The organism is Hymenobacter sediminicola (assembly GCF_014250515.1).
Lineage (GTDB): Bacteria > Bacteroidota > Bacteroidia > Cytophagales > Hymenobacteraceae > Hymenobacter > Hymenobacter sediminicola.
Genome location: NZ_CP060202.1, coordinates 3,247,322 through 3,271,382, shown reverse-complemented (window position 1 = coordinate 3,271,382; position 24,061 = coordinate 3,247,322). Strand labels below are relative to the sequence as shown.

At 58.1% G+C, this 24,061-nt stretch carries 19 protein-coding genes; 11 read left to right on the top strand and 8 right to left on the bottom strand.

All coding sequences use genetic code 11. From position 1 onward, the window contains the following. Positions 1 to 24: 24 nt before the first annotated feature. Complete coding sequence (locus tag H4317_RS13945) at positions 25 to 1,272, top strand: replication-associated recombination protein A (RefSeq protein WP_260625892.1); 1,248 nt, start codon at positions 25 to 27, stop codon at positions 1,270 to 1,272. Positions 1,273 to 1,490: 218 nt separating this feature from the next. On the opposite strand, the gene H4317_RS13940 is transcribed toward H4317_RS13945, so the two are convergent. After that, positions 1,491 to 3,278, bottom strand: a complete 1,788-nt coding sequence (locus tag H4317_RS13940; protein ID WP_185887189.1) for an RICIN domain-containing protein — start codon at positions 3,276 to 3,278, stop codon at positions 1,491 to 1,493. A gap of 249 nt (positions 3,279 to 3,527) precedes the next feature. On the opposite strand from H4317_RS13940, the gene sppA reads away from it, so the two are divergent. Then, entirely contained in the window at positions 3,528 to 5,282 is a 1,755-nt protein-coding gene (gene sppA, locus H4317_RS13935) for a signal peptide peptidase SppA (protein ID WP_185887188.1), read from the top strand. A 73-nt stretch (positions 5,283 to 5,355) separates the two neighbouring features. On the opposite strand, the gene H4317_RS13930 is transcribed toward sppA, so the two are convergent. After that, positions 5,356 to 6,030, bottom strand: coding sequence for a PKD domain-containing protein (locus H4317_RS13930; protein WP_185887187.1), 675 nt, complete (start codon positions 6,028 to 6,030; stop codon positions 5,356 to 5,358). Positions 6,031 to 6,151: 121 nt separating this feature from the next. Between H4317_RS13930 and H4317_RS13925 the strand changes: the two genes are divergently transcribed. Continuing rightward, on the top strand, positions 6,152 to 6,970 hold the full coding sequence (locus H4317_RS13925; protein WP_185887186.1) for a purine-nucleoside phosphorylase: 819 nt from the start codon (positions 6,152 to 6,154) through the stop codon (positions 6,968 to 6,970). 71 nt (positions 6,971 to 7,041) lie between these two features. Here the strand turns inward: H4317_RS13925 and H4317_RS13920 are convergent, their stop codons facing one another. The 5 genes from H4317_RS13920 to H4317_RS13900 form a co-directional block, all read right to left on the bottom strand. Beyond that, complete coding sequence (locus tag H4317_RS13920; RefSeq protein WP_185887185.1) at positions 7,042 to 7,467, bottom strand: lipocalin-like domain-containing protein; 426 nt, start codon at positions 7,465 to 7,467, stop codon at positions 7,042 to 7,044. 93 nt (positions 7,468 to 7,560) lie between these two features. After that, positions 7,561 to 8,472: a DUF4249 domain-containing protein gene (locus H4317_RS13915; protein ID WP_185887184.1), complete on the bottom strand. Its 912-nt coding sequence runs from the start codon at positions 8,470 to 8,472 to the stop codon at positions 7,561 to 7,563. Further along, positions 8,472 to 10,835 (bottom strand): TonB-dependent receptor, encoded by a 2,364-nt coding sequence (locus H4317_RS13910; protein ID WP_260625675.1) that lies wholly within the window; start codon positions 10,833 to 10,835, stop codon positions 8,472 to 8,474. Before H4317_RS13910 ends, H4317_RS13915 begins: the two co-directional genes overlap by 1 nt. A gap of 94 nt (positions 10,836 to 10,929) precedes the next feature. Beyond that, positions 10,930 to 11,238, bottom strand: a complete 309-nt coding sequence (trxA, locus tag H4317_RS13905) for a thioredoxin (RefSeq protein ID WP_185887183.1) — start codon at positions 11,236 to 11,238, stop codon at positions 10,930 to 10,932. A gap of 145 nt (positions 11,239 to 11,383) precedes the next feature. After that, the gene (locus H4317_RS13900; RefSeq protein WP_185887182.1) at positions 11,384 to 11,842 is read right to left on the bottom strand and encodes a hypothetical protein; all 459 of its coding nucleotides are present in this window, start codon (positions 11,840 to 11,842) and stop codon (positions 11,384 to 11,386) included. Positions 11,843 to 12,140: 298 nt separating this feature from the next. On the opposite strand from H4317_RS13900, the gene H4317_RS13895 reads away from it, so the two are divergent. After that, positions 12,141 to 12,380, top strand: coding sequence for a helix-hairpin-helix domain-containing protein (locus H4317_RS13895; protein WP_260625674.1), 240 nt, complete (start codon positions 12,141 to 12,143; stop codon positions 12,378 to 12,380). 111 nt (positions 12,381 to 12,491) lie between these two features. Beyond that, positions 12,492 to 13,550 (top strand): DUF6687 family protein, encoded by a 1,059-nt coding sequence (locus H4317_RS13890; RefSeq protein ID WP_185887181.1) that lies wholly within the window; start codon positions 12,492 to 12,494, stop codon positions 13,548 to 13,550. Between the two features lie 107 nt (positions 13,551 to 13,657). On the opposite strand, the gene H4317_RS13885 is transcribed toward H4317_RS13890, so the two are convergent. Next, positions 13,658 to 17,089: an AAA family ATPase gene (locus H4317_RS13885; protein WP_185887180.1), complete on the bottom strand. Its 3,432-nt coding sequence runs from the start codon at positions 17,087 to 17,089 to the stop codon at positions 13,658 to 13,660. A 233-nt stretch (positions 17,090 to 17,322) separates the two neighbouring features. Between H4317_RS13885 and H4317_RS13880 the strand changes: the two genes are divergently transcribed. The 6 genes from H4317_RS13880 to H4317_RS13855 all read left to right on the top strand — a co-directional run bounded on the left by H4317_RS13880 (position 17,323) and on the right by H4317_RS13855 (position 24,015). After that, on the top strand, positions 17,323 to 19,596 hold the full coding sequence (locus H4317_RS13880; RefSeq protein ID WP_185887179.1) for a GH92 family glycosyl hydrolase: 2,274 nt from the start codon (positions 17,323 to 17,325) through the stop codon (positions 19,594 to 19,596). Positions 19,597 to 19,718: 122 nt separating this feature from the next. Further along, the gene (locus tag H4317_RS13875) at positions 19,719 to 20,210 is read left to right on the top strand and encodes a nuclear transport factor 2 family protein (RefSeq protein WP_185887178.1); all 492 of its coding nucleotides are present in this window, start codon (positions 19,719 to 19,721) and stop codon (positions 20,208 to 20,210) included. A gap of 99 nt (positions 20,211 to 20,309) precedes the next feature. Continuing rightward, positions 20,310 to 20,693, top strand: a complete 384-nt coding sequence (locus tag H4317_RS13870) for a hypothetical protein (protein WP_185887177.1) — start codon at positions 20,310 to 20,312, stop codon at positions 20,691 to 20,693. Positions 20,694 to 20,739: 46 nt separating this feature from the next. Then, positions 20,740 to 23,037, top strand: a complete 2,298-nt coding sequence (locus H4317_RS13865; protein WP_185887176.1) for a GH92 family glycosyl hydrolase — start codon at positions 20,740 to 20,742, stop codon at positions 23,035 to 23,037. 14 nt (positions 23,038 to 23,051) lie between these two features. After that, positions 23,052 to 23,534 carry a hypothetical protein gene (locus H4317_RS13860; RefSeq protein WP_185887175.1) on the top strand — a complete coding sequence of 161 codons (483 nt, stop codon included), beginning with the start codon at positions 23,052 to 23,054 and terminating at the stop codon, positions 23,532 to 23,534. Positions 23,535 to 23,595: 61 nt separating this feature from the next. Then, complete coding sequence (locus H4317_RS13855; RefSeq protein WP_185887174.1) at positions 23,596 to 24,015, top strand: VOC family protein; 420 nt, start codon at positions 23,596 to 23,598, stop codon at positions 24,013 to 24,015. Positions 24,016 to 24,061 lie beyond the last annotated feature (46 nt).

Here is a 24,061-nt window from a genome sequence, read left to right as displayed (position 1 = left end):
CCCGGCGCCCCCCTGGCCGAGCGGATGCGCCCTCGCACCCTCGACGAATACGCCGGGCAGCGCCACCTCATCGGGCCCGAAGGCGTGCTGCGCCGCTACCTGAATGCCGGCCGGCTGCCCTCGCTCATTCTGTGGGGCCCGCCCGGCGTGGGCAAAACCACGCTGGCCAATTTGCTGGCTGCCGAACTGGGCAAGCCTTTTGCCTCGCTCAGCGCCGTGAATGCCGGCGTGAAAGACGTGCGCGAAGTCATTGAGCGGGCCAAAAAGCAACGCGGTACCGTGCTGTTTATTGATGAAATTCACCGCTTCAGCAAAAGCCAGCAGGACGCGCTGCTGGGGGCCGTGGAGCAGGGCATCGTGACGCTGATTGGCGCCACTACCGAAAATCCGTCGTTTGAGGTGATTCCGGCCGTGCTGAGCCGGGCGCAGGTGTACGTGCTGGAGCCGCTGGACAAGGAAGTGCTGACCGGCCTCGTAGACAATGCCCTGGCCCAAGATGAGGTGCTGAAGCAGTACAAAGTACGGGTGCAGGATTACGGCGCGCTGCTCACCATTTCGGGCGGCGACGCGCGCAAACTCCTGAACCTGCTGGAAATAGTAGTGGAAGCAAGCCGCCCCGACCCGAAAACCGGCGAAGTCATCATCACCGATGAGGGCGTGCAGCAGCTGGCCCAGCAGCACCTCGCCCGCTACGACAAAGGCGGCGAGATGCACTACGACGTCATTTCGGCCTTCATCAAAAGCATCCGCGGCTCCGACCCCAACGCCGCGCTCTACTACCTGGCCGTGATGCTGGAAGGCGGCGAGGACCCCAAGTTTATTGCGCGCCGTCTGCTCATCTTGGCTTCTGAAGACGTGGGCATGGCCAACCCCAATGCTCTGATGCTGGCCCAGAGCTGCTTCCAGGCCGTCACGGTAATTGGCATGCCCGAAGGCGACATTATTCTGGGCCAGACGGTAGTGTACTTGGCTACGTCGCCCAAGAGCAATGCCAGCTACAAGGCCATCCGGGAGGCGCGGGCACTGGTGCGGCAGCAGGGCGTGCAGTCGGTACCCATTCCGCTGCGCAATGCGCCCACCAAGCTCATGAAAGACCTCGGCTACGGCGGCCAGTACCAATACTCGCACGACTACCCTGGCAGCTTTGCTTACCAGGAGTTCATGCCCGAGGCGCTCAGCGGCACCGTGTTCTACCACCCCGGCCAGAACCCGGCCGAAGCCAAAGTGCAGGAGCGCCTGCGCCAACTCTGGGGCGAGAAGTATGGCTATTAAATAAGGAGTTGCATGGGAAGAGGACTACGCATTGGGCTGACCGTGTTTTTGCTCCTGTTAGCGTTGCTGGCGGTTGTATGGAGCCAAATCCCCGATGTTGACAGCAGTGCTGATATTGATGCGACTTTGGGCCGGGACTAGCGTTGGGCAAAATGCAAAACCAGCGGCCCCGCCTGGATATCCAGGCGGGGCCGCTGTATGACGAATGAGCAGTACGGTTACTTGCTAAGTACGTACTCCCAGTGAAAGGTTAGCGTGTTGATGACGTCTCCCTTATACGTGCCCGAAATGCTTACTAGTTTGGCATTCAGCGCATCATCAATACCGGCCTCGAAGTAAGAATGGCTGCCGAGCTGCCCGCCTTCAACCAGCTGGCCGTGGTTGGTTTCCAGAACCAGTCCTTCCAGCTGGTCCCATTCGTAGCCGCGTACGTTGGTGATATACTCGCCTGCCTGCAGGTTGATGCTGTTCTGCCGCCCGCCCATGACACCGTACAGGGCAGTGGTACCACTGCCGGCAAACGTCAGGTTCAGGCCGCACATATTGCGGTGGCTGGCATCCGAGCAGATGCTGATTTTCATCAGGCTGTCTACGGGCACATTGAACGGCGTGCCGTTAGGCCGGCCTCCGAAGGTGCCCACTGCTACCTGAACCCGTTGGTTGGTGGGCTGTGCGGTTTTGGTAGGGTCCAGATACGGCCAGAGGTAGGCCTGGGCCAGAATGGCGTCCAATTCGGCCCCAAACTTAGCCCGCACCTGGGCCTCGCGGACTTGCTTGGCGTAGGAAATGTTGGCGTGGCTGGCCGGGTCGCCGGGGTTGGAGTTGTGCTGGCGGTATTCGCGGTACATCTGCCAGCCGTCGTACTCATCGGTAACGGAATCCTTATTCCATGCGGTCTTGATAAACTGCTTGGGGCTAATGTCAATGATTTCCCAATCTTCAATATGCTTCTGCTTGATTTTGCCGAGCCGCCACGCCATAGCGGCCTCACGGCTGCGCTGCACGGCGTCACTATAGCGGGTAATGGCCGATTGCAGAAACGTCAGCTCATCCGCCTTCCCGGCCCGTTTCTCATCTGCCGTTTCATTTGGGTGCAGCGTGTCGTATTCCTTCACCATTTCGGCGCGTAGCGTGAGTACCAACGTGCCCCAGGCCGCCAGCATAGGCAATACCCCAACTCCCTCCTGGTCGCGCAGGAAGGTGTCTTCGCGCTGAGTAGCCGACGAAATAGCACTGATGAGCTTGCCCAGCTTATTGGTCAGGCTGGATGTTTTGCCGTATTCGTCGGCATTCTGGCGGGCGCCCTGCAAGTCGCTGGCCAGGTTCGCAAGGTGCTCAGCCCGGAGCAACTCCCGCACGCGCTGCTCTACATACAGCGTTGTTTGGTTCCAGAAATCTTTGTCGTGCCCATCGGGCCAGAGCACACCCAGCACGCCCTTAACAGCCCCGCCCACCTTCGGAATGGCGCCTATCACACCCAGAATAGCCTCGCGCACCAAGTCGCTGTACTGCCGGAAGGTGTGCGCTTCGTTGGCGACGTAAAACGGCGAAGCGGGCACTACGCGGAAGAGCTGATGGTCGCGGCTGGTGGCAGCGGCCAGCTTGCCCAGTTTCAGGGTATCCTGCCCGCGGCCGCCGCCGGGCACTTCCAGCACGAGGCCCCCGGCGTGCACCGGCCGCAGATAATAATAGCCGTTGCCGGCGTACAGGAAGCGGAAACGCTGGTTGGTGGTATTCTGATCCAGCCACTGAATCAGGGCCGCGCCTTCGCCACTCGACGGACCGCCGGCCGTGGCCCAGAATAGATTACTGTAGGGCAGATACACGAGGTGTTCACCGGAGCCGTTTTTTCTCAGCTGAAACTGCTGGGCCGGATTGTTTTTATAGGCTTCCTGCTGCTGAATAGCGGTGCCCTGCTCCTTCCGGTGGTGCGTGGGCGCAAGCGGCAAGTTGCTGTGCTTGGGGATAATGACGAATGGACGGTCATTAGGAACGATAAGAGTCATGCGGATATGGGGTAAGTGAAAAGTGCCGCATGTTAGCTAATAATATAGGAACGGAGAAACACAAAAGAAACAGGCTGGTACAGACACAAGCTCAAGCATATTCTTCCTTAAAAATGAGGCAACTCCGGCCAGGTTTTTTGCTTCTTTAAGATGCCGAAACCCCTCTACCTTTGCTGGTGGGGCAACCGTTGGCCCAGCCTCTGTTCTACTCAGCCGTATCCGCACCAAATCAGCGTAAATCAGTGACTCATGAGACAATTTTTTAAATATGTGCTAGCCACGCTCACCGGCCTGTTTGTGTTCGGTTTGGTGGGCCTGCTGCTGGTGGTAGGCTTCATAGCCGCGCTGGCCTCTTCCGACAAGGAAGTAACCGTCGCCAACGACTCAGTACTGGAGCTAAAGCTCGACAAGCCTATTGGGGAACGGGAAAGCCGCACCTCATTCGGCTCCATTGTTAGCTCCCAAGCCGACAACATTGGTCTCGACAACCTGAAAGCCACCATCCGCCGCGCCAAAACCGACTCCGACATCAAGGGAATTTTCCTGAACGTGGAGCTGGTGCAGGCCGGCATGGCCTCGCTGGAAGAAATCCGCGACGCGCTGCTGGACTTCAAGAAGTCGGGCAAGTTTGTGGTGGCCTACGCCGATGCGCAGTCGGAAAAGAGCTACTACCTCACCTCCATTGCCGACCGCATCTACCTCAATCCGCAGGGCACACTGGAGTTCAACGGCCTCAGCTCCGAGACGATGTACTACAAAAACCTGTTCGAGAAGGTCGGGATTCAGCCCCAGATCTTCCGAGTAGGCTCGTTCAAGAGCGCCGTAGAGCCGTTTTTCCGGGAAAACATGTCGGATTCAGCTCGTCTGCAGACGTCGTCCTTCCTGAACTCGCTCAACGACTTTATGCTGGGCCACATTGCCACGGCCCGCAAAATCACCCCGGAGCGCATCAAAACTATCAGCGACTCGATGCTGGTGCACAACGCCGACGACGCTAAGCGTCTCGGCCTCGTCACCAACCTCGGCTACTACGACCAAGCCCTCGACTACATGAAAGGCAAGCTGGGTGTGGAGAAAGACGAAAAGCTGAGCTTGGTGGACCTGAACGACTACGGCAAGGCCGACGAAGAGGAGGGAAGCGGCAGCAGCCGAATTGCCGTCATCTACGCCGAAGGCGACATCGTGACGGGCAAAGGTGGTAGCAACAGCATCGGCAGCACCCGCTTTGCCGAGGCCATTCGCAAAGCCCGCCTCGACGACAAAGTAAAAGCAGTGGTGCTACGCGTGAATTCGCCCGGTGGCTCGTCGCTGGCCTCCGATATCATCTACCGTGAGGTGATGTTGACGAAGAAGGTGAAACCTATCGTGTGCTCCATGTCCGACGTGGCGGCTTCGGGCGGCTACTTCATTGCCATGGGCTGCGACACTATTGTTGCCCATCCGAACACCATTACGGGCAGCATTGGGGTATTTGGCGTGCTGCCCAACATTCAGCCGCTGCTCCGCGACAAGCTGGGTATTACCACGGACCGTGTCACGACGGGTAAGTTCTCGGACTTCCCAACCATCACCCGTCCTCTGAGTCAGTTCGAGCAGGCGCAGTTTCAGCAGGAAATCAACCGTATTTACGCTGACTTCACTACCAAAGCTGCCGCTGGTCGCCATATGCCCGTAGAGCGGCTGCGCGGGTTTGCCTCAGGCCGTGTGTGGTCGGGCTCCGAAGCCAAAGCCCGCGGCCTGGTAGACGTGCTGGGCTCGTTTGACGATGCCCTGCGTATTGCGGCCCGCCGCGCCAACCTCAAGGAAGGCGACTACAAGCTGCAGGCGCTGCCACGCCAGCGGACGTTCATGGAAAACATCTTCAGCGGCATTAGCGAGGAAGTGCGGCTGCGCATGGTACGCGAAGAAATGGGCCCGCTGTTCCCGGTGTATGAGCAGTACAAGAAGCTCTCGGAGATGAAAGGTGCTCAGGCCCGCATGCCATTCGAGCTGAACATTCAGTAAATAGTATAACAGGCCACAACACAACGAGCCGGCTGCTGACAGTCGGCGCGTTGTGTTGTGGCCTGTTTCATTGCTATAACTTCTTGCACCTATATGCTACATTGGTGCCACCACCTATACCACCACTATGGTAATTCACGATAATACTATCGGTGGCGGAGTAGAAACGAGCAATACCACAAGTTGAGCCAGCGCAACCAGAGGAACGATAATACAGATAGTCCGGTGTATTGCTAACGGGTTCTGGAATATACCGGACGCTCTTGAACTCGAATCCATTAGAGCCATAAACTCCAAGAACTATATTCTCGTCCGGCAGACGGACCCGTGGGGCAACATAGCCTCCATTCCAGTCCTGCGAAGTCACCTTGCAGTTACAGGAGTAGCCTGCTGGTGGAACTGCAGTGATATTAATATTCAGGTCAGCAACCGAAATAACGCTACTGCTCGTACTGCTGGCGCGCAACGTGACTCTGAACGCTCCTGCTTGCTGATATTTATGTGCCGGCGATTTTGCAGTTGAAGTACTGCCATCACCGAACTCCCAGAAATAAGTATCCGCATACAACGAGGTGTTGACGAACCGGGTGGAGTCACCGGTGGTAAAAGGACCCGCACAAGTGAATGCTGCAACAGGAGCTGTTATTTCTGGTTGTGAGTCGGGGTCTGACTCGGGTTCTGATTTTTGGCAAGCGCTTGCCAACAAAAGGCTGACACTGAAAATCAGTATTTGGTATAGGTTTCTCATGAAGGCATAGAGTTAACAGCGAGAAGATAGACAGTATTAATGATGGGAATTTATGAATAATTTTCAGACCCCAGACTTGTCCCTCAATCGTCTGAGCGTTTCTAACAGTTTAATTAATCCAATGCAACATCTCCACGAAGCCACCACCTACATTCGCCCGCTGCTACAGGGTTTCGAGCCTGAATTTGGTATCATCCTCGGTACCGGCTTGGGGGCGTTGGTGAAGGACCTGACCATTCACCACACCATTCCGTACGCTAGCATCCCCAATTTCCCGGTTTCGACGGTGGAAAGCCACTCCGGCAACCTGCTGGCTGCCGAACTAGGTGGCCGGAAAGTGCTGGTAATGCAGGGCCGGTTTCATTACTACGAGGGCTACACTATGGAGCAGGTGGTGCTGCCCGTGCGTGTGATGAAGCTGCTGGGCATCCGCAAACTGTTCGTGAGCAACGCCGCCGGTGGCCTTCACCCCGATATGGAATATTCCGACCTGATGCTCATTGAGGACCATATTAATCTGCAGCCCACCAATCCGCTCATTGGCCGCAACCTGGATGAGCTGGGGCCGCGCTTTCCCGATATGCTGGAACCCTACGATGCCACGCTGCTGCGCCAGGCGCAGGAAGCCGCCCGCAGCCTCGGCTTCGCCGATAAGGTGCGGCGCGGCGTGTACGTGAGCGTGCCTGGCCCTATGCTCGAAACGCCAGCCGAATACCGCTACCTGCGCACCATTGGGGCCGATGCAGTGGGCATGAGCACCGTTCCGGAGGTTATTGCCGCCGTGCATATGGGCTTGCCAGTGCTGGCCATCAGCGTCATCACCGACCTGTGCGCCCCCGATAAGCTGAAACGTGTAGCCATAGCCGATATCCTGCGCACCGCTGCCGCCGCTGAGCCCCGCCTGACAGCGCTGCTGCGGGCAGTTATTGAGCAGCAGTAGTCCTGCTGATTTCCAACAAAAAAGCCCGTTGCATTACGCAGCGGGCTTTTTTGTTGGCAGCGTTAGGGCAGTTACGGCTGCGCCGAGAAGACGAATTCTTCCAGGATGTTGTCCTTGTTGGTGTAGTTGTAGCGCAGCTCAGTAGCGGTGAGGCTGCGGAGCGCATATTGATGGTCGTCGCCTTTGTGGTCGGTGAAGTGCAGAACAGTATTGTTGTTCATCAGCATCCAGGTGCCGTCGTAGGTGTCGCCATTCACGAACTGGTCTTCGGTATAGGTGCCGTCGGCGCGGAACGTGAGGGTAAACCGGTCTTTAATTGCAGTGCCGCTGCTGGTCGTCTGGCCGTTGTCCTGAATAGCATCGAGGCGCCAGGTGCCGGTGGCTAGCAACTGGGCTGGGGTGGTTTCCGGCTTTGGGTCATCTTTTTTGCAGCTGCTGAGGGTAAGGCCCATCAAGGCAACCAGCCATATCAACATGGAGAAACGCAATAAACGCATACTAAAAAGGAATGAAAGTGAATGAATAACTAGCAGAGCAGCCCACGCCGCAAAGCGTTGCAAGCTGCTTGGTTTAGTTGAGAAAATCGGTGATTAGCGCAGAATAATTTGCTTCCGGTCGTAGCTCAGCACCGTGAACACCCCAACACCGCCCTGCACCGTGCTCCTGATGGCGGAAGGCTGCGCAAACGGGTTGCCGTTGGCGTCGCGCGCATCGCGCACCGACTGTCGGAACAGGTAATAAGGCTGGTCGATGTGGTAGAGCGTCACAAGCAGCGTATCGCCGGCCCGGAACTGGTAGCTGGTACCCACCGTGAAGGACTTGCCGTTGTTGAGTCGGTCGTCCAGTTCAAAGTCCCGCTCCCGGTCGGTAGAAATACTGTCCTTGTGGATTTGCAGCCGGTAGAAGTCAGCGGTGGCGGCGGGGTCCGTGAACGAAGTCAGCAGGTAGGCTTTTCGCTCTTCTGTCGGCTTATCGTTGAATTTGTATCGGAGCGAATCAATCGGGATACGGTCCGGCATGGTGGCCGTGCCCGTCACGCGGCGGCCTTTGGTATCATACACCTCCAGGCTAAATGTGTCGCCGGGACGGGCTACCAATGGGCGGCTGCCGATGTGGGTGTACCCTTTCAGAATAGTGGAGTCGATGCCCGGCCGGAAGCGGAGCGTGTCGTGGCGGCCGGAAGGCAACGTCAGTACCACGGTTACATCGGTCGGGAGCACCGGCACCGGGCTGGCCAGATACGGGGTGGTTTCAGTAACGGTGAGTCGCGGAATCTGGCCGTCTTCGAGGTAGCATTCCGTCACGAGCTGGGCGGGCAGGGCCGGTAGCTCCACATCAATGTCCTTCTGCAGGTCGCAGCCAGACAGAAGCATGGCAACCGGTAGCAATAGCAGCAGGGAGCGTATGGCAGGCGAAAAGTAGTTCACGGAAGTAGAAACGTCAGATACTGAAAACAGGTGCAGGCAGCGGGCGGGCTTGAGGAAAGCACGGCGCTTCGGCATCAAAACTTGAAATTGTAGGTAACGGCCGGAATGGTAGGAAACAGCGAAACCTGGCGGGCGCGGTAGTTGAGCACCTGGCCGGTGGCTTCGTTTTTCACTTGGTCGAAATACACGAAGTAGGGGTTGCGGCGGTTGTAGGCATTGTACACGCTGAATGTCAGGTCTGACTCCGGAAACCAGCGATTGGGCTTCAGCTTCCACACCAGGCCCAGGTCGAGGCGGTTGTAGGGCGCCAACCGGAAGGAGTTCCGGTCGGGGTAGATGGGAGCCACCGATAGGTCACCGCCAAACACGTCCTGCACATTGAAGCGGCCGGATGGGAGCGTGGTAGCATTGCCGGTGGTGTACACAAACGAACCAGTCAGGTTGAGGCGCTCCGTCAGCTGGTGCAGCAGCACTACTGTAATATTGTGGCGCCGGTCGTAGTTGGGGTAAAACACGCGGCCCTCGTTGATGCCGGTGGTGCCACGTTGCGGCAAGAACTGCCGCTTGCTCCAGCTGAGCGTGTAGCCTACCCAGCCCGTCGTCCGGCCCGATTTTTTCTCCAGATACAGTTCGTTGCCGTAGGCCCAGCCCTTGCCAAACAAGAATTCCTGGTCTAGGTCCGGATTCACAAATAGCTGGGCGCCATCCTTGAAATCAACCTGATTCTGGCTCCATTTGTAGTACACCTCGTTGGTGAGCAGGTATTTGCCGTCGCCCAGCAGAAAGCTCACACCGGCCGCGGCCTGCTGGGAGCGTTGCGGCTTCACCGACAGCCGGGAGGGGTACCAAATATCGGTAGGGAGCGTGGCGCCGGAGTTCGTGACAAGGTGCACGTACTGGTACATCAGCGCATAGCTGCCTTTGATGGACGTTTTGGGCGTGAGAGAATAGCGGGCCGAAGCGCGGGGCTCAATGCCGCCATACGCGTCGGAGCCACTGCGGAAACCCGTCAGGCGCAGGCCGTAGTCGAGCTGCAGCTTGTCGGTTGCCTTGAAGTTGTCGGAGGCGTAGAGGCCACCTTCCTGGCCGGTATAGCCAACATCGGAGCCCAGGTTGAGGCTGCCGTCGCCGGAGCCAGCCTGTAGGCGCCCGACCCCAAAATCGTGGCTGATGAGCTGCGCTCCGAATTTGAAGGCGTGCCGGTCGTTGGGCGTATAGTCGAGGTCGGTGCGCAGCGCCAGATCCTGAATATCCGACGACAGATTGAAGCTGAACTGGTCCAGCGCGTTGGTGATGCCGTACTGGTAGCGCGTGTACGAGGCGGTAGTATTCAGGTAGAGGCGCTTGTTGAACACGTGGTTCCAGCGGGCCGCGCCCACCGTATTGCCCCAGCTGAAGTTGAAATTGAAACCGCCCTGCGAGTTGAACCCGAAAATGTCGCGCCCATAGTAGCCGCTCAGAAACACTTGGTCCTTCTCTCCGAGCTTGTAATTGCCCTTCGCGTTGAAGTCGTAGAAATAATAGTCGGGAATGGGGTTGTAGTCGACGTTGCCTTCGTTTAGCTTGTTGATCTGGCGCGTGAATACATCGAAATACGTGCGCCGCCCCGACAGAATGAACGAGCCTTTATCCTTCACAATCGGGCCTTCCACCGTCAGGCGCGACGAAATCAGGCCGATGCCGCCGCTGGTCACGAATTTCTGGTTGTTGCCTTCGCGCAGCTTCACATCTATCACCGACGAAAGCCGGCCCCCGTATTGCGCCGGAAATCCGCCTTTGTAGAGGTCCACGCTTTGCACTGCATCGGGGTTGAACACCGAAAACAGCCCGAACAAGTGGTTGGGGTTATAGACCACTGCATCGTCCACGAGCACCAGATTCTGGTCGGAGGAGCCACCGCGCACAAATAGGCCGGAGGTGCCTTCGCCGCCATTCTGCACGCCGGGTTTCAGCTGTAGGGTCTTGAGCAAGTCCACTTCGCCAAACAGGGCCGGCAGCAGTTTTGCCTCTTTGGAAGTCAGGCGCTCCACACTCATCTGGGTGGTCTGCAGCTTCTGCTCCAGCGTGCCCGAGGCCTCTACCACCACTTCGCCCAGCGTGTTGCTGGACTCTGGTAGCGTAAACGACAGCCGCTGATTGTGCGTCAGGGTCAGGTCTCGGGTCTGGGTTTCGTAGCCGATAAAGGAAATAACCACCTGGTGCCGGCCGGCTGGCAGCCTGAGCGAGTAAAAACCGGTAGAGTCGGCGGTGGCACCAGCTACCAGGCTGGGCACGGCCACCGAGGCGCCGGGCAGCCGCTCACGGCTGGCGCCGCCGCGTACGTAGCCACTCAACGTGTAGCGCTCCTGCGCCTGGGCCACAGCTACGCCGGCTATGCTCCATACTGAGACAAAAGCAAATAGAAGAGTCGAAAAACGCATCAGCACAGATAAGGACAAGCACGACAAAGGTACGCCCCTGTGTGTTGCCCAACGCTGGCCTGCACCGGATAGTTTGTCTAGGCGAAGCAGGCCAGTGCTTACGGGGATGCGCTTAGCTTAGAAAGGGTTGCACGGCCTGTGTCAGCTGGGCGGCGGGCACTGCCCCGGCCTGTCGCCATACTGGCTGGCCCTTATGAAACAGAATGAGCGTAGGAATGCTCTGCACCCGAAACTGCTGAGCTGCCGCCGGGTTACGGTCTACGTCTACCTTGATGATTTTGAGCTTTCCCTGGTGCTGCGCCGCTACCTGTTCCAGAATCGGAGCCATGGTTTTGCAGGGGCCGCACCAGTCGGCAAAAAAATCGACCAGCACGGGCATGCCTGGGCTGTTTATGAGTTCTGCAAACGACTTCTTAGCCATAATAGTCAGCTGTAGTTCAACCAAATCAGACCCGCCACGGGCCTTTCCGCTTGATACGCAATTTGCCGGTGTGTAGAGAAGCAATGAGTACAAAAAAGGCCCAATGCAACGCATTGGGCCTTCGGGAACCAATAGGTGAGAGAAGCTATTTTTTCTTCTCTTGCTTTTCCAGAACGGTAATATCGTTGGCAGTTTCCGGCAGCGTGAAGCGGCCACCTACTACCTTTTTGCCGCTTACCTGGCACTCCCAGGTGTAGCGGCCGGGCTGCGACTTGGCGGCCTCACCCGTTTCGGTTTTGAAATAGTCCGGCTCCGATGGTTCCGACGGGAAAATCACATCAACGCCGTTCTGGCCCGCGCCTACTTCCTTCACCAGAATGTAGGCTTTGCCGCTGGTTTGGTCTGTTACCACAAACTTGGCTGAGTACGTGCCAAGCTGCCCGAACTTATCCATCACCCCCATTTTTATGTAGGCATCAGTCGAAACCATCCATGTTTGTGCCTGCGCACACAGCGGCGCCAGCAGCAGCAGAGCCAATGCCAGCCCTGCGGCCCGCAGAGTAGAAGTAAGGCGGTGGAACGTAGAAGGAGTAGAAACGCGCATGGGCAAAGAAGTTAAGAGTGTCGAAGTCAAAAAAAGAACCGAAAAGTGTAAAAAAACCAGATCCTAGGGTGTTGTACAGCGTGGGCCCAACCAAATATAGAAGTATTTCTACTTGGCCTGTATAGCAGGATTTTATTTTTTTACTCTGCTGCTTCCTCGTGTCGTCCCGAACTCGTTTTACATATCTTACCATTCTCAGCAACTCATGCGGCGCCGCAGTGCTAAACAAAACATAGCTCTACCCTCAGTTTCGGCTGGTGCGCCGGCTGAGAATCGATGTGCTTTGTGCGAGCGGCAAGTGCAGCATACCTCGCGCCACCATCTGGTGCCCCGCGAAGAGGGTGGCCGCCACGGCCCCACCGCCGACCTATGCCAGCCCTGCCACAGCACCATTCATGTGCTACTGGACAACAAAGAACTGGCCCGCCGCTACCACACCATTGAAGCACTGCAAACGGCCGAGGAGCTGCAGAAATATCTGCATTGGGTGCGTCGCAGCCGGGTTGAGCGGATTTCCAACCGGCGTGGAAAAAGGTAGGATGCTGCTACCGGAATGCCACGCCGGCTCCCGACTTTTGCCGCGTGCCCCAGCACGCACACCGGCTGTTATTGAGGCAGTCATCGTACCGTAAAACTGCCTGCCACTTCCTTGAAAAAGCACTTCGTTCCGTTTCAGCAGCTCCGCCAGCAGCCCACTATTGTAGTTGACAGTACTGGGCTGGGGGCGGCCCTGACGCTGGCGCACTGGCGTGGAGCCTCCACGCCCGCGGCCCTGCGCGACGACACCAGCGCCGGCTCCGTACTCCGGGCGCTACACCAGCCCGAAACCCCCGGACTGGAAGCCGCCGCCGTTACGGCCAACCACTTCGATATCGATGGGTTTGTGGGCGTATGGGCACTGCTGAATCCCGAATTGGCGCTGCATCATGAGTCCCTGCTGCGGCTGGTGGCGACGCTCGGCGACTTTCGCGAAATTGATTGGCATGACCCGTCGGCCGACCATGCGTTGCAGTTGGTGTGCTGGCTGAATGCGGAGGAAAAAGCTCGGTTCTATGAGCCGTTCGGGGCTCCGGCTCGCCGCAGGCGCGAGGATGAAGCCTCGGCGGAGAAGTTTAACTGGTTTCTGCCGCGTTTCGCGGAGATACTGGCAAATCCGGAAGCCAGCCGTGCCACCTGGGAGCCGGAATACAAGCGGGTGAAACAGGCCGTGGCAATACTACAGAGCGCCGTAACGACTGTGCGCCGCTACCCCGAAATTGGGCTGACGGTGGTGCGTACGCCGGAGACGTTGCCGTACTACGCGCTGTTCAGCCCAAGCATCGGCACCGATATGGTTCTGAGCCTTTATGATGACCAGCGCTACGAATTCGAGTACAAATACACGACTTGGATAGACCTCGAAAGCCGCCCCACATTACCGCGGCTGCCGCTCGATGCGCTGGCCATCCGCCTCAACGAGCTGGAGCAGACGCCGCACCGCTGGACTTTCGACGGCATTACCGACACCGGCCCGTTGCTGCGCCTAAGCGGCAAAAGCCTCACGAAGCCCCAGCGCTACGACGACCCCGACCAACGCCCGCTGTATTCGTCCTCTATTGTGCCGAAGCAATTGGAGGCGGAAATAATGGCCTTCTTCCAGACCGGTTACGCAGGCATTGCGCCGAAACGCTACTGGACCTGGGCTGAAATCCGTGCCACCGGTCAGTAGAACGTAATGACGCCGTAGATACTTACAGTGTGAGTCTTTATGCTCGCAAGGCACTCAGCAGGCGAGACGCAAGATATTGAAGGCTTCTGCACGATGTGGCGCAGACGCTATAGCTCCTCGCCGAAGCCTAGCACCTGCAGCGAGCTGACGCCACCGGCGCCTTTGCGCACGTTGATCTGGGTATGCACCCGCTCTTTCAGCGCCTCCACGTGCGAAATGATGCCAATGGTTTTGCCCGTTCCCTGCAGCATTTCCAGCGCCGAAAGGGCCACGTCCAGCGTGTCGGGGTCGAGGGTGCCGAAACCCTCATCAATGAAGAGTGTGTCGATTTGAGTTTTGCGGCCAGCCAGCTCCGAGAGGCCCAGCGCCAGCGCCAGACTCACCAGAAAACTCTCGCCACCCGACAGTGAGTTCATGGAGCGCACCGCCGCTGCTTGATACTCGTCCTGAATGAGCAGGTCGAGGTGCTGCTCGGGGTTGCGCAGGATACGGTACCTGTCGGTGAATCGGTGCAGGTGGCGGTTGGCCAGATCCACGAGGCGCGCTAGGGTAAGGCCTTGGGCAAATTCGCTAAACTTTTTGCCATCAGCAGAGCCGATGAGCTCGGCCAGTTCGCGCCAGCGGCGCGCTTCCTGCTGCTGCTTGTCTAGCTCAGCAGCCAGTGTTGCGTGGCGTTCCTGCCCGGCCCGGTGGCTGCCCAGCCGCTCCTGCCGCTGCCCCAGTTGCTGGTTGAGTGAGGCCAACTGCTGGCTATAGGCGTTCAGCTGCTGATCAATGGCTTCCGGCGGCTCTGGGGTGAGGGCGCGGGTTTCTTCGGTTTGCAGCAGCTCGGTGGTTTCCTGCAGGGTTTCGGCGGCCAAGGCTACTTCCTGCTCGTGGCGGCGCAACTGGCTCTGCAGGGTGTTGAGTTCCGGGTCGGGGAGGAGCAGGGCGGGCAAGGCAGCGGGGTTAGGGGCGAGGCCGGCGGCGGTGAGACCGGCTACCAAGGCCGTGTGCTGCTGGTGCTGGGCCAGTTGCTGCTGCTGGGCATCCTGCTCGCGCTGGCGCAATGTGTTGGCTGCTACCGTATGGGCGGTTTCGTGCTGCAAAAGCTGCTGCTCGGTGCGCTGGCGCTGCTGCTCGGCAGTGCGCACGGCTTCTTCTAGTTGCTGCCGAACCTGGGCAATATTGGGTTCAGGAAGCAACTCGTGGCGCTGCTGCTGCTGAAGCTGGATGGCTTCATTTTCCTTCTTTAGCTCGTCGAAACGCTGTGTAAGCCACTGCTGCAGTTCGGCGCGGCGCGTTTCGGCCGCTGCGGCGCGCTCCTGTGTTACTTCAAGCAAACGTTCCAGCTTTTCGGCTTCCTGCTGTTTCTGCCGGAACTCGGTGCCCGCGTTTTCCAGGCTGCGTACCAGAGCCGGACCATTCTCCCCCGAAAACTCCAGCCCAAATGACTTCAGCAGGCTGGTAATGATTTCCTTGATTTTCGGAGCCTGCTCCCGCGAATCCTCTAGCCGCCTTGTCAACTGGTCCAGCTCCCGGCGCAGCTGCTGCTGCTGAGTTTGGGCGTTGCCGAGGTCAGCCTCGGCTTTGGCTTGCGTAAGTTGGGCCTGTTGCTGCTGCTGGTCGAGGGTACGCAGCTCCTGCACCAGAGCCCGTACGGTGGCAGGCACGGTGGCTTCTTCAGCTTCGGAAAGCCAGCGGAGTACCGGCGTTTCAGGGGTGGATAGCTGAGAGTCGGTTTCCAGCAGCCCGCTGATGCTAGCCAGCCGGTTGATGCGGCCTTTCAGGGCTACCACCTGCTGCGTAAGTTCCTGCTCCCGTTCCCGGTCACGCTGTACGGAGTCTTCACTCACGCCCAGCACACCGGCGGCATACGGATGCTCCAGCGCGCCACATAGCGGGCAGGGCTCCCCGGCCACTAGGTGTCGGCGGGCATCCTCATGGGTCAGAATCAGCTGGTGGGCCTGGGTAAGGCGGCGCAAATCCTGCAAACCTGCTTCCAGTGTGGCTTCCTCGCGGTGCAGGCGGGCTATATGGTGCGTAAGCTGGTGATGCCAGTCGTGGCGGGCCGTAGCCGCGGTAGTGTAGTGCGTGGCGGTGGCGGCCAGCTGGGCGCGGGCTTCCTGCAGCAGTTGGGTGCTACTGGTTTCGGTGGCGGTGGCTGCCATGAGCTGCTGCTGCCGCACTTTGCTGATTTGCTCCAGCTCGGCTATTTCGGCCTGAATGTGCTGCCAGTCCTGCAGGTAGCCGCTGAGCGGAGCCAGGGCATCGGCAGCCCCGCTCAGCACAGCCCGGCGCGTCAGCCAATCGCGCAAATCGTGCGCCTGTTGCTGCTGTAGCTTGGTTTGCTCGGCGGCCTGCGCGGCTTCGCGGTTTTGCTCTTTCCACAGCGTGTTGCGCTCCTGGTATTCGTGCTTGCCTTTGTCGAGCCGCTGGCGGGCTTCGGCCATCAGCAAGTCCAGCTGCTCAGCCTCGCGCAGTTTCGGTTCCTGGGCTTTGAGGGTGATGGTGGCGGCTTCGTGGGCTTGCTGGGCGGTGTTGCGGGCGGTTTCAGCGGCGGCGCGGCGTTCCTGTAGCTGCGGTAGCTGGGTGCGGAGCTGCTCCACTTCCTGCTGCACCCGCGCCAGCTGCTGCTCGGTCTGGCGCAGCAGGGCGTAGTCGGTAGCAAAAGGAGCAGCCTGCTGATGCAGCGCCAGCCGTTGGCGGTGCGGAGCCAGGGTTTCAGTCTGGATGGTGAGATGCTGCTGACGCTGCTGGGTGGCGGTCAGCTTCTGGCGTAGCTCCTGCAGCCGTAGGTGCCACTGCCGCGCCTCGCGCAGCTGCTCCTGAGCGGCGGTGGCGGCCGTGAGCTGCCGGGTCAGGTCCTGCGCTTCACCTTCCAGAAACGTCACTTCCTCACTGGAAAGCAGCGTAACACCCGCCAGCCCGGCCCGTAGCTGTTCGGTCTGTTGGGTTTCGTGCTTGGCTCGCTCAAAGGCCGCCCGCGAGATGTCGGAGTATTTGCGGGTGTCGGTAATTTTTTCCAGCAGCTGGGCCCGCTCGCCGGCCGGCGCTTTCAGGAAGCGCGTGAAGTCGCCCTGGGCCAGTAGCACCGAGCGCAGGAACTGCTTGTATTCCAGCCCGCTCAATTCGGCCACCCGCAGCGGCACCTTCGACTTGTAGGTTTCCAGAAACGGCCAGGTTTCGTCGCCGTCGGCTGCCACTTTCCGCTCGCTCAGTTCCATGCTAGGCGGCTGCAAGTTGCCCTCGGGGCGCTTGCGGGCACGGTATTGGCCCCACTTGGAGCGGTAGTGCTGGCCGTTGACTTCAAACTCCACTTCGGACCAGCTCTCGCCGGTGCCGTGGCTCATTACCTGCTCAGGGCCCGTGGTTTCGTGGCGTGGTACTTGGCCGTAAAGGGCCAGCGTAATGGCGTCGAGGATGGTGGTTTTACCCGCTCCCGTGGCACCCGTTATGGCAAACAGCCCCGAATCGGCCAAAGGGCTCAAACTGAAATCCACGGTGTGCTCCCCGCGCAGGGAGTTGAGGTTGAAGAATCGGACGCGGAGAATTTTCATGTGGGCAGGTCGGCGGAAGAAACGGGACAACAAAGGTAGAACGCCTAGCGCGAGCTGCTACCAGAAGTTTGCTCGCCTTTCGTTTAAATCCGTGCACTTGGAGACGGAGACAAGGGCCTTTGCCATAACGAAGTCAGCTCCAGAAAACTTCCACGTCTCTGAGTGCTGCACTAACCCTAATGAGCAGCTGAATTTTCGCTTTACTTGCAGCTACACCCGCACCCAGCCACCGTATGCCCAAACTGCTTTTCGCCCTCCTGACGTTGCTGTCCTTCACCGCCTCTGCCCAGGCTCCGCGCAACCTGGCGGCGCTGGTAAACCCGCTGATGGGCACCGATTCCAAGCCCAGCCTTTCCAATGGCAACACGTACCCGGCCATTGCGCGGCCTTGGGGCATGAACTTCTGGCTGCCACAGACCGGCAAAATGGGCAGCGGCTGGGCCTACCAGTATTCGGCCGACAAGCTCAAGGGCTTCAAGCAAACCCACCAGCCTTCGCCGTGGATGAACGACTACGGGCAGTTCAGCATCATGCCCATCACCGGAAAGTTGCGCTTCGAGGAAGAGGAGCGGGCCAGCTGGTTTTCGCACAAGGCTGAGGAAGCCACGCCCTATTACTACCGCGTTTACCTCGCCGACCATAACATCACCACCGAGCTAACGCCCACCGAGCGCGCCGCCCGTTTCCGCTTCACGTTCCCGCAAACCGATAGCGCCTATGTGGTCCTCGATGCCCTCGACAAAGGCTCTCATGTGCAGGTGCTGCCGAAGCAGCGGCGCATCATCGGGTATACCACCCGCAACAGCGGTGGCGTGCCGCAGAACTTCAAGAACTACTTCGTCCTAGAATTCGACCATGATTTTCTGAGTACCACCATCTACCAGGATAAGGTGCTGGACAGCAAGCTGCTCGAAGCCACTGCCAACCATACGGGCGCTGTGGTAGGCTTTAAAACCCGTAAGGGCGAGCAGGTGCAGGTGCGGGTGGCCTCGTCATTCATCAGTGCCGAGCAGGCCGAGCGGAACCTGGGTGAAATTGGGCAGGACAATTTCAATACGGTGAAAGAGAAGGGCCGCGCTGCCTGGAACGAGCAGCTGGGCCGGGTACAGGTGGAGGGCGGCACCGACGCCCAGCAGCGCACGTTTTACTCCTGCCTGTACCGCTCGTTGCTGTTTCCGCGCAAGTTTTACGAGCTGGATGCGCAGGGCCAGCCGGTGCACTACTCGCCTTACAACGGGCAGGTGCTGCCAGGCTTCATGTACACCGATACCGGCTTCTGGGACACGTTCCGCTGCTTGTTTCCCTTCCTGAATCTGCTCTACCCCGATGTGAACAGCCAGATGCAGGCGGGCCTCGTGAACACCTACAAGGAAGGCGGCTGGCTGCCGGAATGGGCCAGCCCCGGCTACCGCGACGTGATGGTGGGCAACAACTCGGCCTCGGTGGTGGCCGATGCCTACTTGAAGGGGGTGCGCGGCTACGACATCAACCTGCTATATGAGGCCATGCTAAAAGGCGCCAACGCGCAGGGCCCTCTGGAGGCCGTGGGCCGGGCCGGCGCCAGCTACTACAACAAGCTCGGCTACGTGCCCTACGACGTGAAGCTCAACGAAAATGCCGCCCGCACCCTTGAATACGCCTACGACGACTTCGCCATTGCCCAACTCGGACAGGCGCTGGGCCGGCCCAAAAAGGAAGTGGCGCTCTACTACAAGCGCAGCCAGAACTACCGCAACCTCTTCGACAAGCAAACCAACCTGATGCGCGGCCGCAACCAAAACGGCACCTTCCAGTCGCCTTTCAATCCCTTCAAGTGGGGCGACGCCTTCACCGAAGGCAACAGCTGGCACTACACTTGGTCGGTGTTTCATGATGTGCACGGGCTGATGACGCTTATGGGCGGCCCCAAACCCTTCGTGGCGGCCCTGGATACGGTGTTTACCTTGGCTCCGGTATTTGATGCGTCGTACTACGGCTCGGTGATTCACGAAATCCGGGAGATGCAAATTGCCGACATGGGCAACTACGCTCACGGCAACCAGCCCATTCAGCACATGGTGTACCTTTACGCCTATGCCGGGCAGCCCTGGAAAACGCAATATTGGGTGCGCGAAGTGCTCAACCGCCTCTATCTGCCCACCCCCGACGGCTACTGCGGCGACGAAGACAACGGCCAAACCTCGGCCTGGTACGTCTTCTCGGCCCTGGGTTTCTACCCCGTCTGTCCCGCCACCGACCAGTACGTGCTAGGCGCGCCGCTCTTCCCCAAAACCACGCTGCGCCTGCCCAACGGCAAAACCATCATCCTCAACGCCCCCGCCAACAGCGCCGCCAACCGCTACGTGCAAACCGTACGCCTCAACGGCCAGCCCTACACCCGCAACTACCTCAGCCACGCCGCCCTGCAGCAAGGCGCTACCGTAGATTTTGAAATGGCCGACAAGCCGAACACAAGCCGTGGTATTGGCGCTGACGATGCGCCGTATTCGTTTTCGCGGGGGAAGTAGGACATCTTGTTCAACTTACTTGAACGTCATGCTGAGCGGAGCCGAAGCATCTTGGTAGTATGGTAACCCAAAGCGGTAGAGATGCTTCGACAAGCTCAGCATGACGCAAAAAGAACTGAGGTATGAAAAATTGGTATGTGCTTTTGAGTGGTGTGGCCATGCTGGGAGCCTGCGCCACAGTGAAAACCACCATGCCGGCTGCAGCAGGGGAATACAAGCCCGTCGATACGCAGTTGTACCGCACTATAGCCCAACAGGACAGCCTGATGTTCGTGGCCTTCAATCAGCACGATGTAGCCAAGCTCCAAAGCTTCTTCGCCGAAGACCTGGAGTTCTACCACGACAAAGGCGGTTTGGCCAACTTCCAGCAAACCATGCAGGGCTTCCGGAGTCTGTTCGACCAGAACAAAACCACTGGCCTCCACCGCCAACTCGTGCCCGGCACCCTGGAAGTGTACCCCATCAACAACTACGGCGCCGTAGAAACCTACCAGCACCGCTTCTGCCACGTGGAAAATGGCCGCGACGACTGCGGCACCTTCAAGAACATGATGGTGTGGCGCCTACGCGACGGGCGGTGGCAGGTGACGCGGGTGGTGAGTTACGGGCACTGATATATTAGCTTTACTGCTGATACTATGAGGAGTTACATACCGAAACGAGATGATAATTCACTCGACAAGTTGATTACAAGTAGACACTTGATTCCAACAATGAGCAATTCCAAATGGGTGAAGCTCCTAACTGTTCTTGTTGAAAATCATAGAATGGTGCCTGAATGTGGAGTAAAACTAATTTGGGAAGATGAAGGAGTTAAGCGTCAACTGGTTATTGACGAGCATACCAGCTATAATTTTGACTACTACGACACAGCTATGGAGGCTATGATTTCCGGCAGTCCTGTGCTTAATGGCTGGTGTGCATACAAGGAAATCGAATGGCTGGATTTCCCTCGGTTTATTGGGAATATCGAATCTGAAAAACAGGGTATCACCTACATCCAGCAGAAAATAGAGGAAATAGGTCAATTTCGGTTGGAGTTATCTGATGACAGATTGCGTCTGTACGCTTATATATCTGCGTCTGCAACCAGCTAGAGTTATTCCTACCTTGCCAGCTTCCACGCCACCCAGATTGAAGCTGATGAAACTACTGCCGCTTGCCGCGCTGCTTTTCGCTACCGTACCAACCCTCGCCCAGAAAGCCAAGCCCACCGAAAACCTGGTGCAGTACGCCAAGCCGCTGGTGGGCACGGCCCGGATGGGGCACATGTATCCAGGGGCCACGGTGCCGTTTGGCATGGTGCAGCTCTCACCCGATACCGATACCATCGGCTACGAGCTGAACGGCAAGTACAACCCACGCGTGTACGAGTACTGCGCCGGCTACCAGTACGCCGATAAAACCATCGTCGGTTTCTCGCACACCCACTTCAGCGGCACTGGCCACTCCGACTTGGGCGACTTTCTGGTGATGCCTACCACCGGCCCGCTCCAACTCAACCCCGGCACCGCCGACCAGCCGGAGCGTGGCTTCCGCTCCCGGTTTTCGCACCAGAACGAGGTAGCCGAACCCGCCTACTACCGCGTCCGGCTCGACGACCACAACATTGTGGCCGAGCTGACCGCCTCCAACCGGGTGGGGATGCACCAGTACACCTTCCCGCAGACGGAGCAGGCGCACATTATTCTCGACCTCACGGCTGGCATCTACAACTACCCCGATAAGAACGTCTGGACCTTTGTGCGGGTGGAAAACGACTCGCTCGTGACCGGCTACCGCCAAACCCACGGCTGGGCGCGCACCCGCACCGAGTACTTCGCCATGAGCTTCTCGAAGCCGTTCGTGAGCTACGGCAGCCGCAACCTGTCCAAAAAGCAAGTGTACCGCGGCTTCTGGGGCCGTTTCGACCAAACCAAGAACTTCCCCGAGCTGGCCGGCGAGCAGCTACGATTGTTCTTCGATTTCAAGACCACGGCCGGGGAGAAGGTGAAGGTGAAAATGGCCTTGTCGGGCGTGAGCACCGAGGGGGCGCTGCGCAACATGCGCGCCGAGGTACCGGGCTGGGACTTCGAGGCGGTGAAGCGGGCCGGGCAGGCACTGTGGCAGCAGGAGCTGGGCAAAGTGGTTGTTGAGTCGCCGAAGCGAACGGACAAGGAGAACTTCTACACGGCTATGTACCACGCCGCCCTCAGCCCCACCACCTACATGGACGTGGACGGGCAGTACCGCGGCCTCGACCAGAACATTCATAAGGCCGAAGGCTTCACCAACTACACGTCGTTTTCGCTCTGGGACACGTACCGCGCCCTGCACCCGCTCTATAACCTGCTGCAACCCAAGCGCAACGCCGACATGGTGCAATCCATGCTGGCCCACTTCGACCAGAGCACGATGCATATGCTGCCCATCTGGAGCCACTACGCCAACGAAAACTGGTGCATGATTGGCTACCACTCGGTGCCCGTGATAGTGGATGCCGTGCTGAAAGGCGTAGTGCCCGCCGACCAGGCCCAGCGCGCCCTCGACGCCTGCGTAACCACCGCCCACCAGCAGCGCTACGACGGTATCGGCCTTTACGAGCAGCTCGGCTACGTGCCCGAAGACAAAAGCGGCTCATCGGTTTCCAAAACGCTGGAATACGCCTATGACGACTGGTGCATTGCGCAACTGGCCAAGAAGCTGGGCAAGGCGGACATCGAAGCGGAGTTCAGCAAGCGCGCCCAAAACTGGCAGAACGTGTACGACCAGCGCATCAACTTCATGCGCCCCCGCCTCGCCGACGGCAGCTTCCGCCCGCGCTTCGACGTGCTGAGCACCAACGACCAGGGCTTCATTGAGGGCAACGCCTGGAACTACAGCCTCTACGTGCCCCAGGACCCGGCGGCGCTCATCGCCAAAATGGGCGGCGAAAAGAAGTTTCTGCCCCACCTCGATTCGTTGTTCACCATGCACCTGCCGGATAAGTTCTTCGCCGAAACCGAGGACATCACCCGCGACGGTATCATCGGCAACTACGTGCACGGCAACGAGCCCGCCCACCACGTGGCCTACCTCTACAACTGGACCAGCCAGCCCTACAAAACCCAGGCCCGCGTCCGCATGATTCTGCCCAAAATGTACCGCCCCACCCCCGACGGCCTCGGCGGCAACGACGACTGCGGGCAGATGTCGGCTTGGTATATCTTCTCGTCGTTGGGCTTCTACCCCGTGGCCCCCGGCTCGCCGGAGTACGCCCTGGGCAGCCCTGCCGTGCACGGTGCCACCATCAACCTAGAGAACGGCAATACCTTCCGCATCACCGTCAAAAATCAGAGCGACAAAAACATCTACGTGAAGGAAGCACGCCTCAACGGCCAGAAACTCACGCGGCCGTTTTTACAGTATGCCGATGTGGTGAAAGGAGGGGAGTTGGTTTTTACGATGGCAGGAAAGCCCTAAAAATTTAAAAGCAGATGGATATTATTGTATTTCTTGTATTCGCAACGCTGGTACTAAGTGTGTTTTCATTTTTCGCTTGGCGCTGGTTAATAAGTAAGATAGCTAGTAAGGGTGTCCACAAAAATGCATTTTCCGTTTTTATGGTCATCTGTACTGCTCCTGTAACCTTTTTCTTTGTTATGTATTTATACCTTCTTTCTTCTGTTTTTTATGGTAAATATGATTTCGATAGTAATGAATGGTTAAAAAATCCAGAAAAAAGATATGAGATGACGACGAATATGATAGAGAGTAAAGTATTAATAGGAAAGTCGAAGGAAGAAGTTAGTAGGTTATTGGGCAATGAACGAAGACTTGAATGGACTAAAGACGGTTTAGATTGTTGGCAATACTATATTGGCGATAAACCGACGTTTGGTATGGATTTAGACCCTGATGCCATAGATGTGTATTTCAAAAACGGGAAGGCCGTGCGGGTATATGAGCATGAAACTTAATTTCTCCTTTGCCTCTGACTAGCGTAATCTTGTAATATAGAGCAAAATCAAAAGTTAGGAAATGAACGAGCCGCAAAACGAAACCCCGAATCAACCATCCACTACCACACCCAAGGTGACTGGCATCGGCGGGATTTTCTTTTTCTCCGACAATCCGCAGGAAACGAGAGAGTGGTACGCCAAAAACTTGGGGTTGGAAGTCAACGACTGGGGCTCGACGTTTGAATCCAGGAACGTGGAGCGGCCGGATGAGGTGAACTCCCTGCAATGGAGCCCTTTCAAAACGGGCAGCGACTATTTCGCGCCTTCCACAAAAGGCTTTATGATTAACTATCGGGTGCAGAACATAGAGAGGTTAGTGGAACAGCTCAAAGCCAACGGCGTCATGGTTCTGGACAAAATAGCGAGCTACGACTACGGCAAGTTCGTGCACATCATGGACGCGGACGGCAACAAACTGGAACTATGGGAGCCTGTTTAGCAGTAGCATCCAGCCCGGCAGCCAGATAGCAAAACGCCCCGCTTCA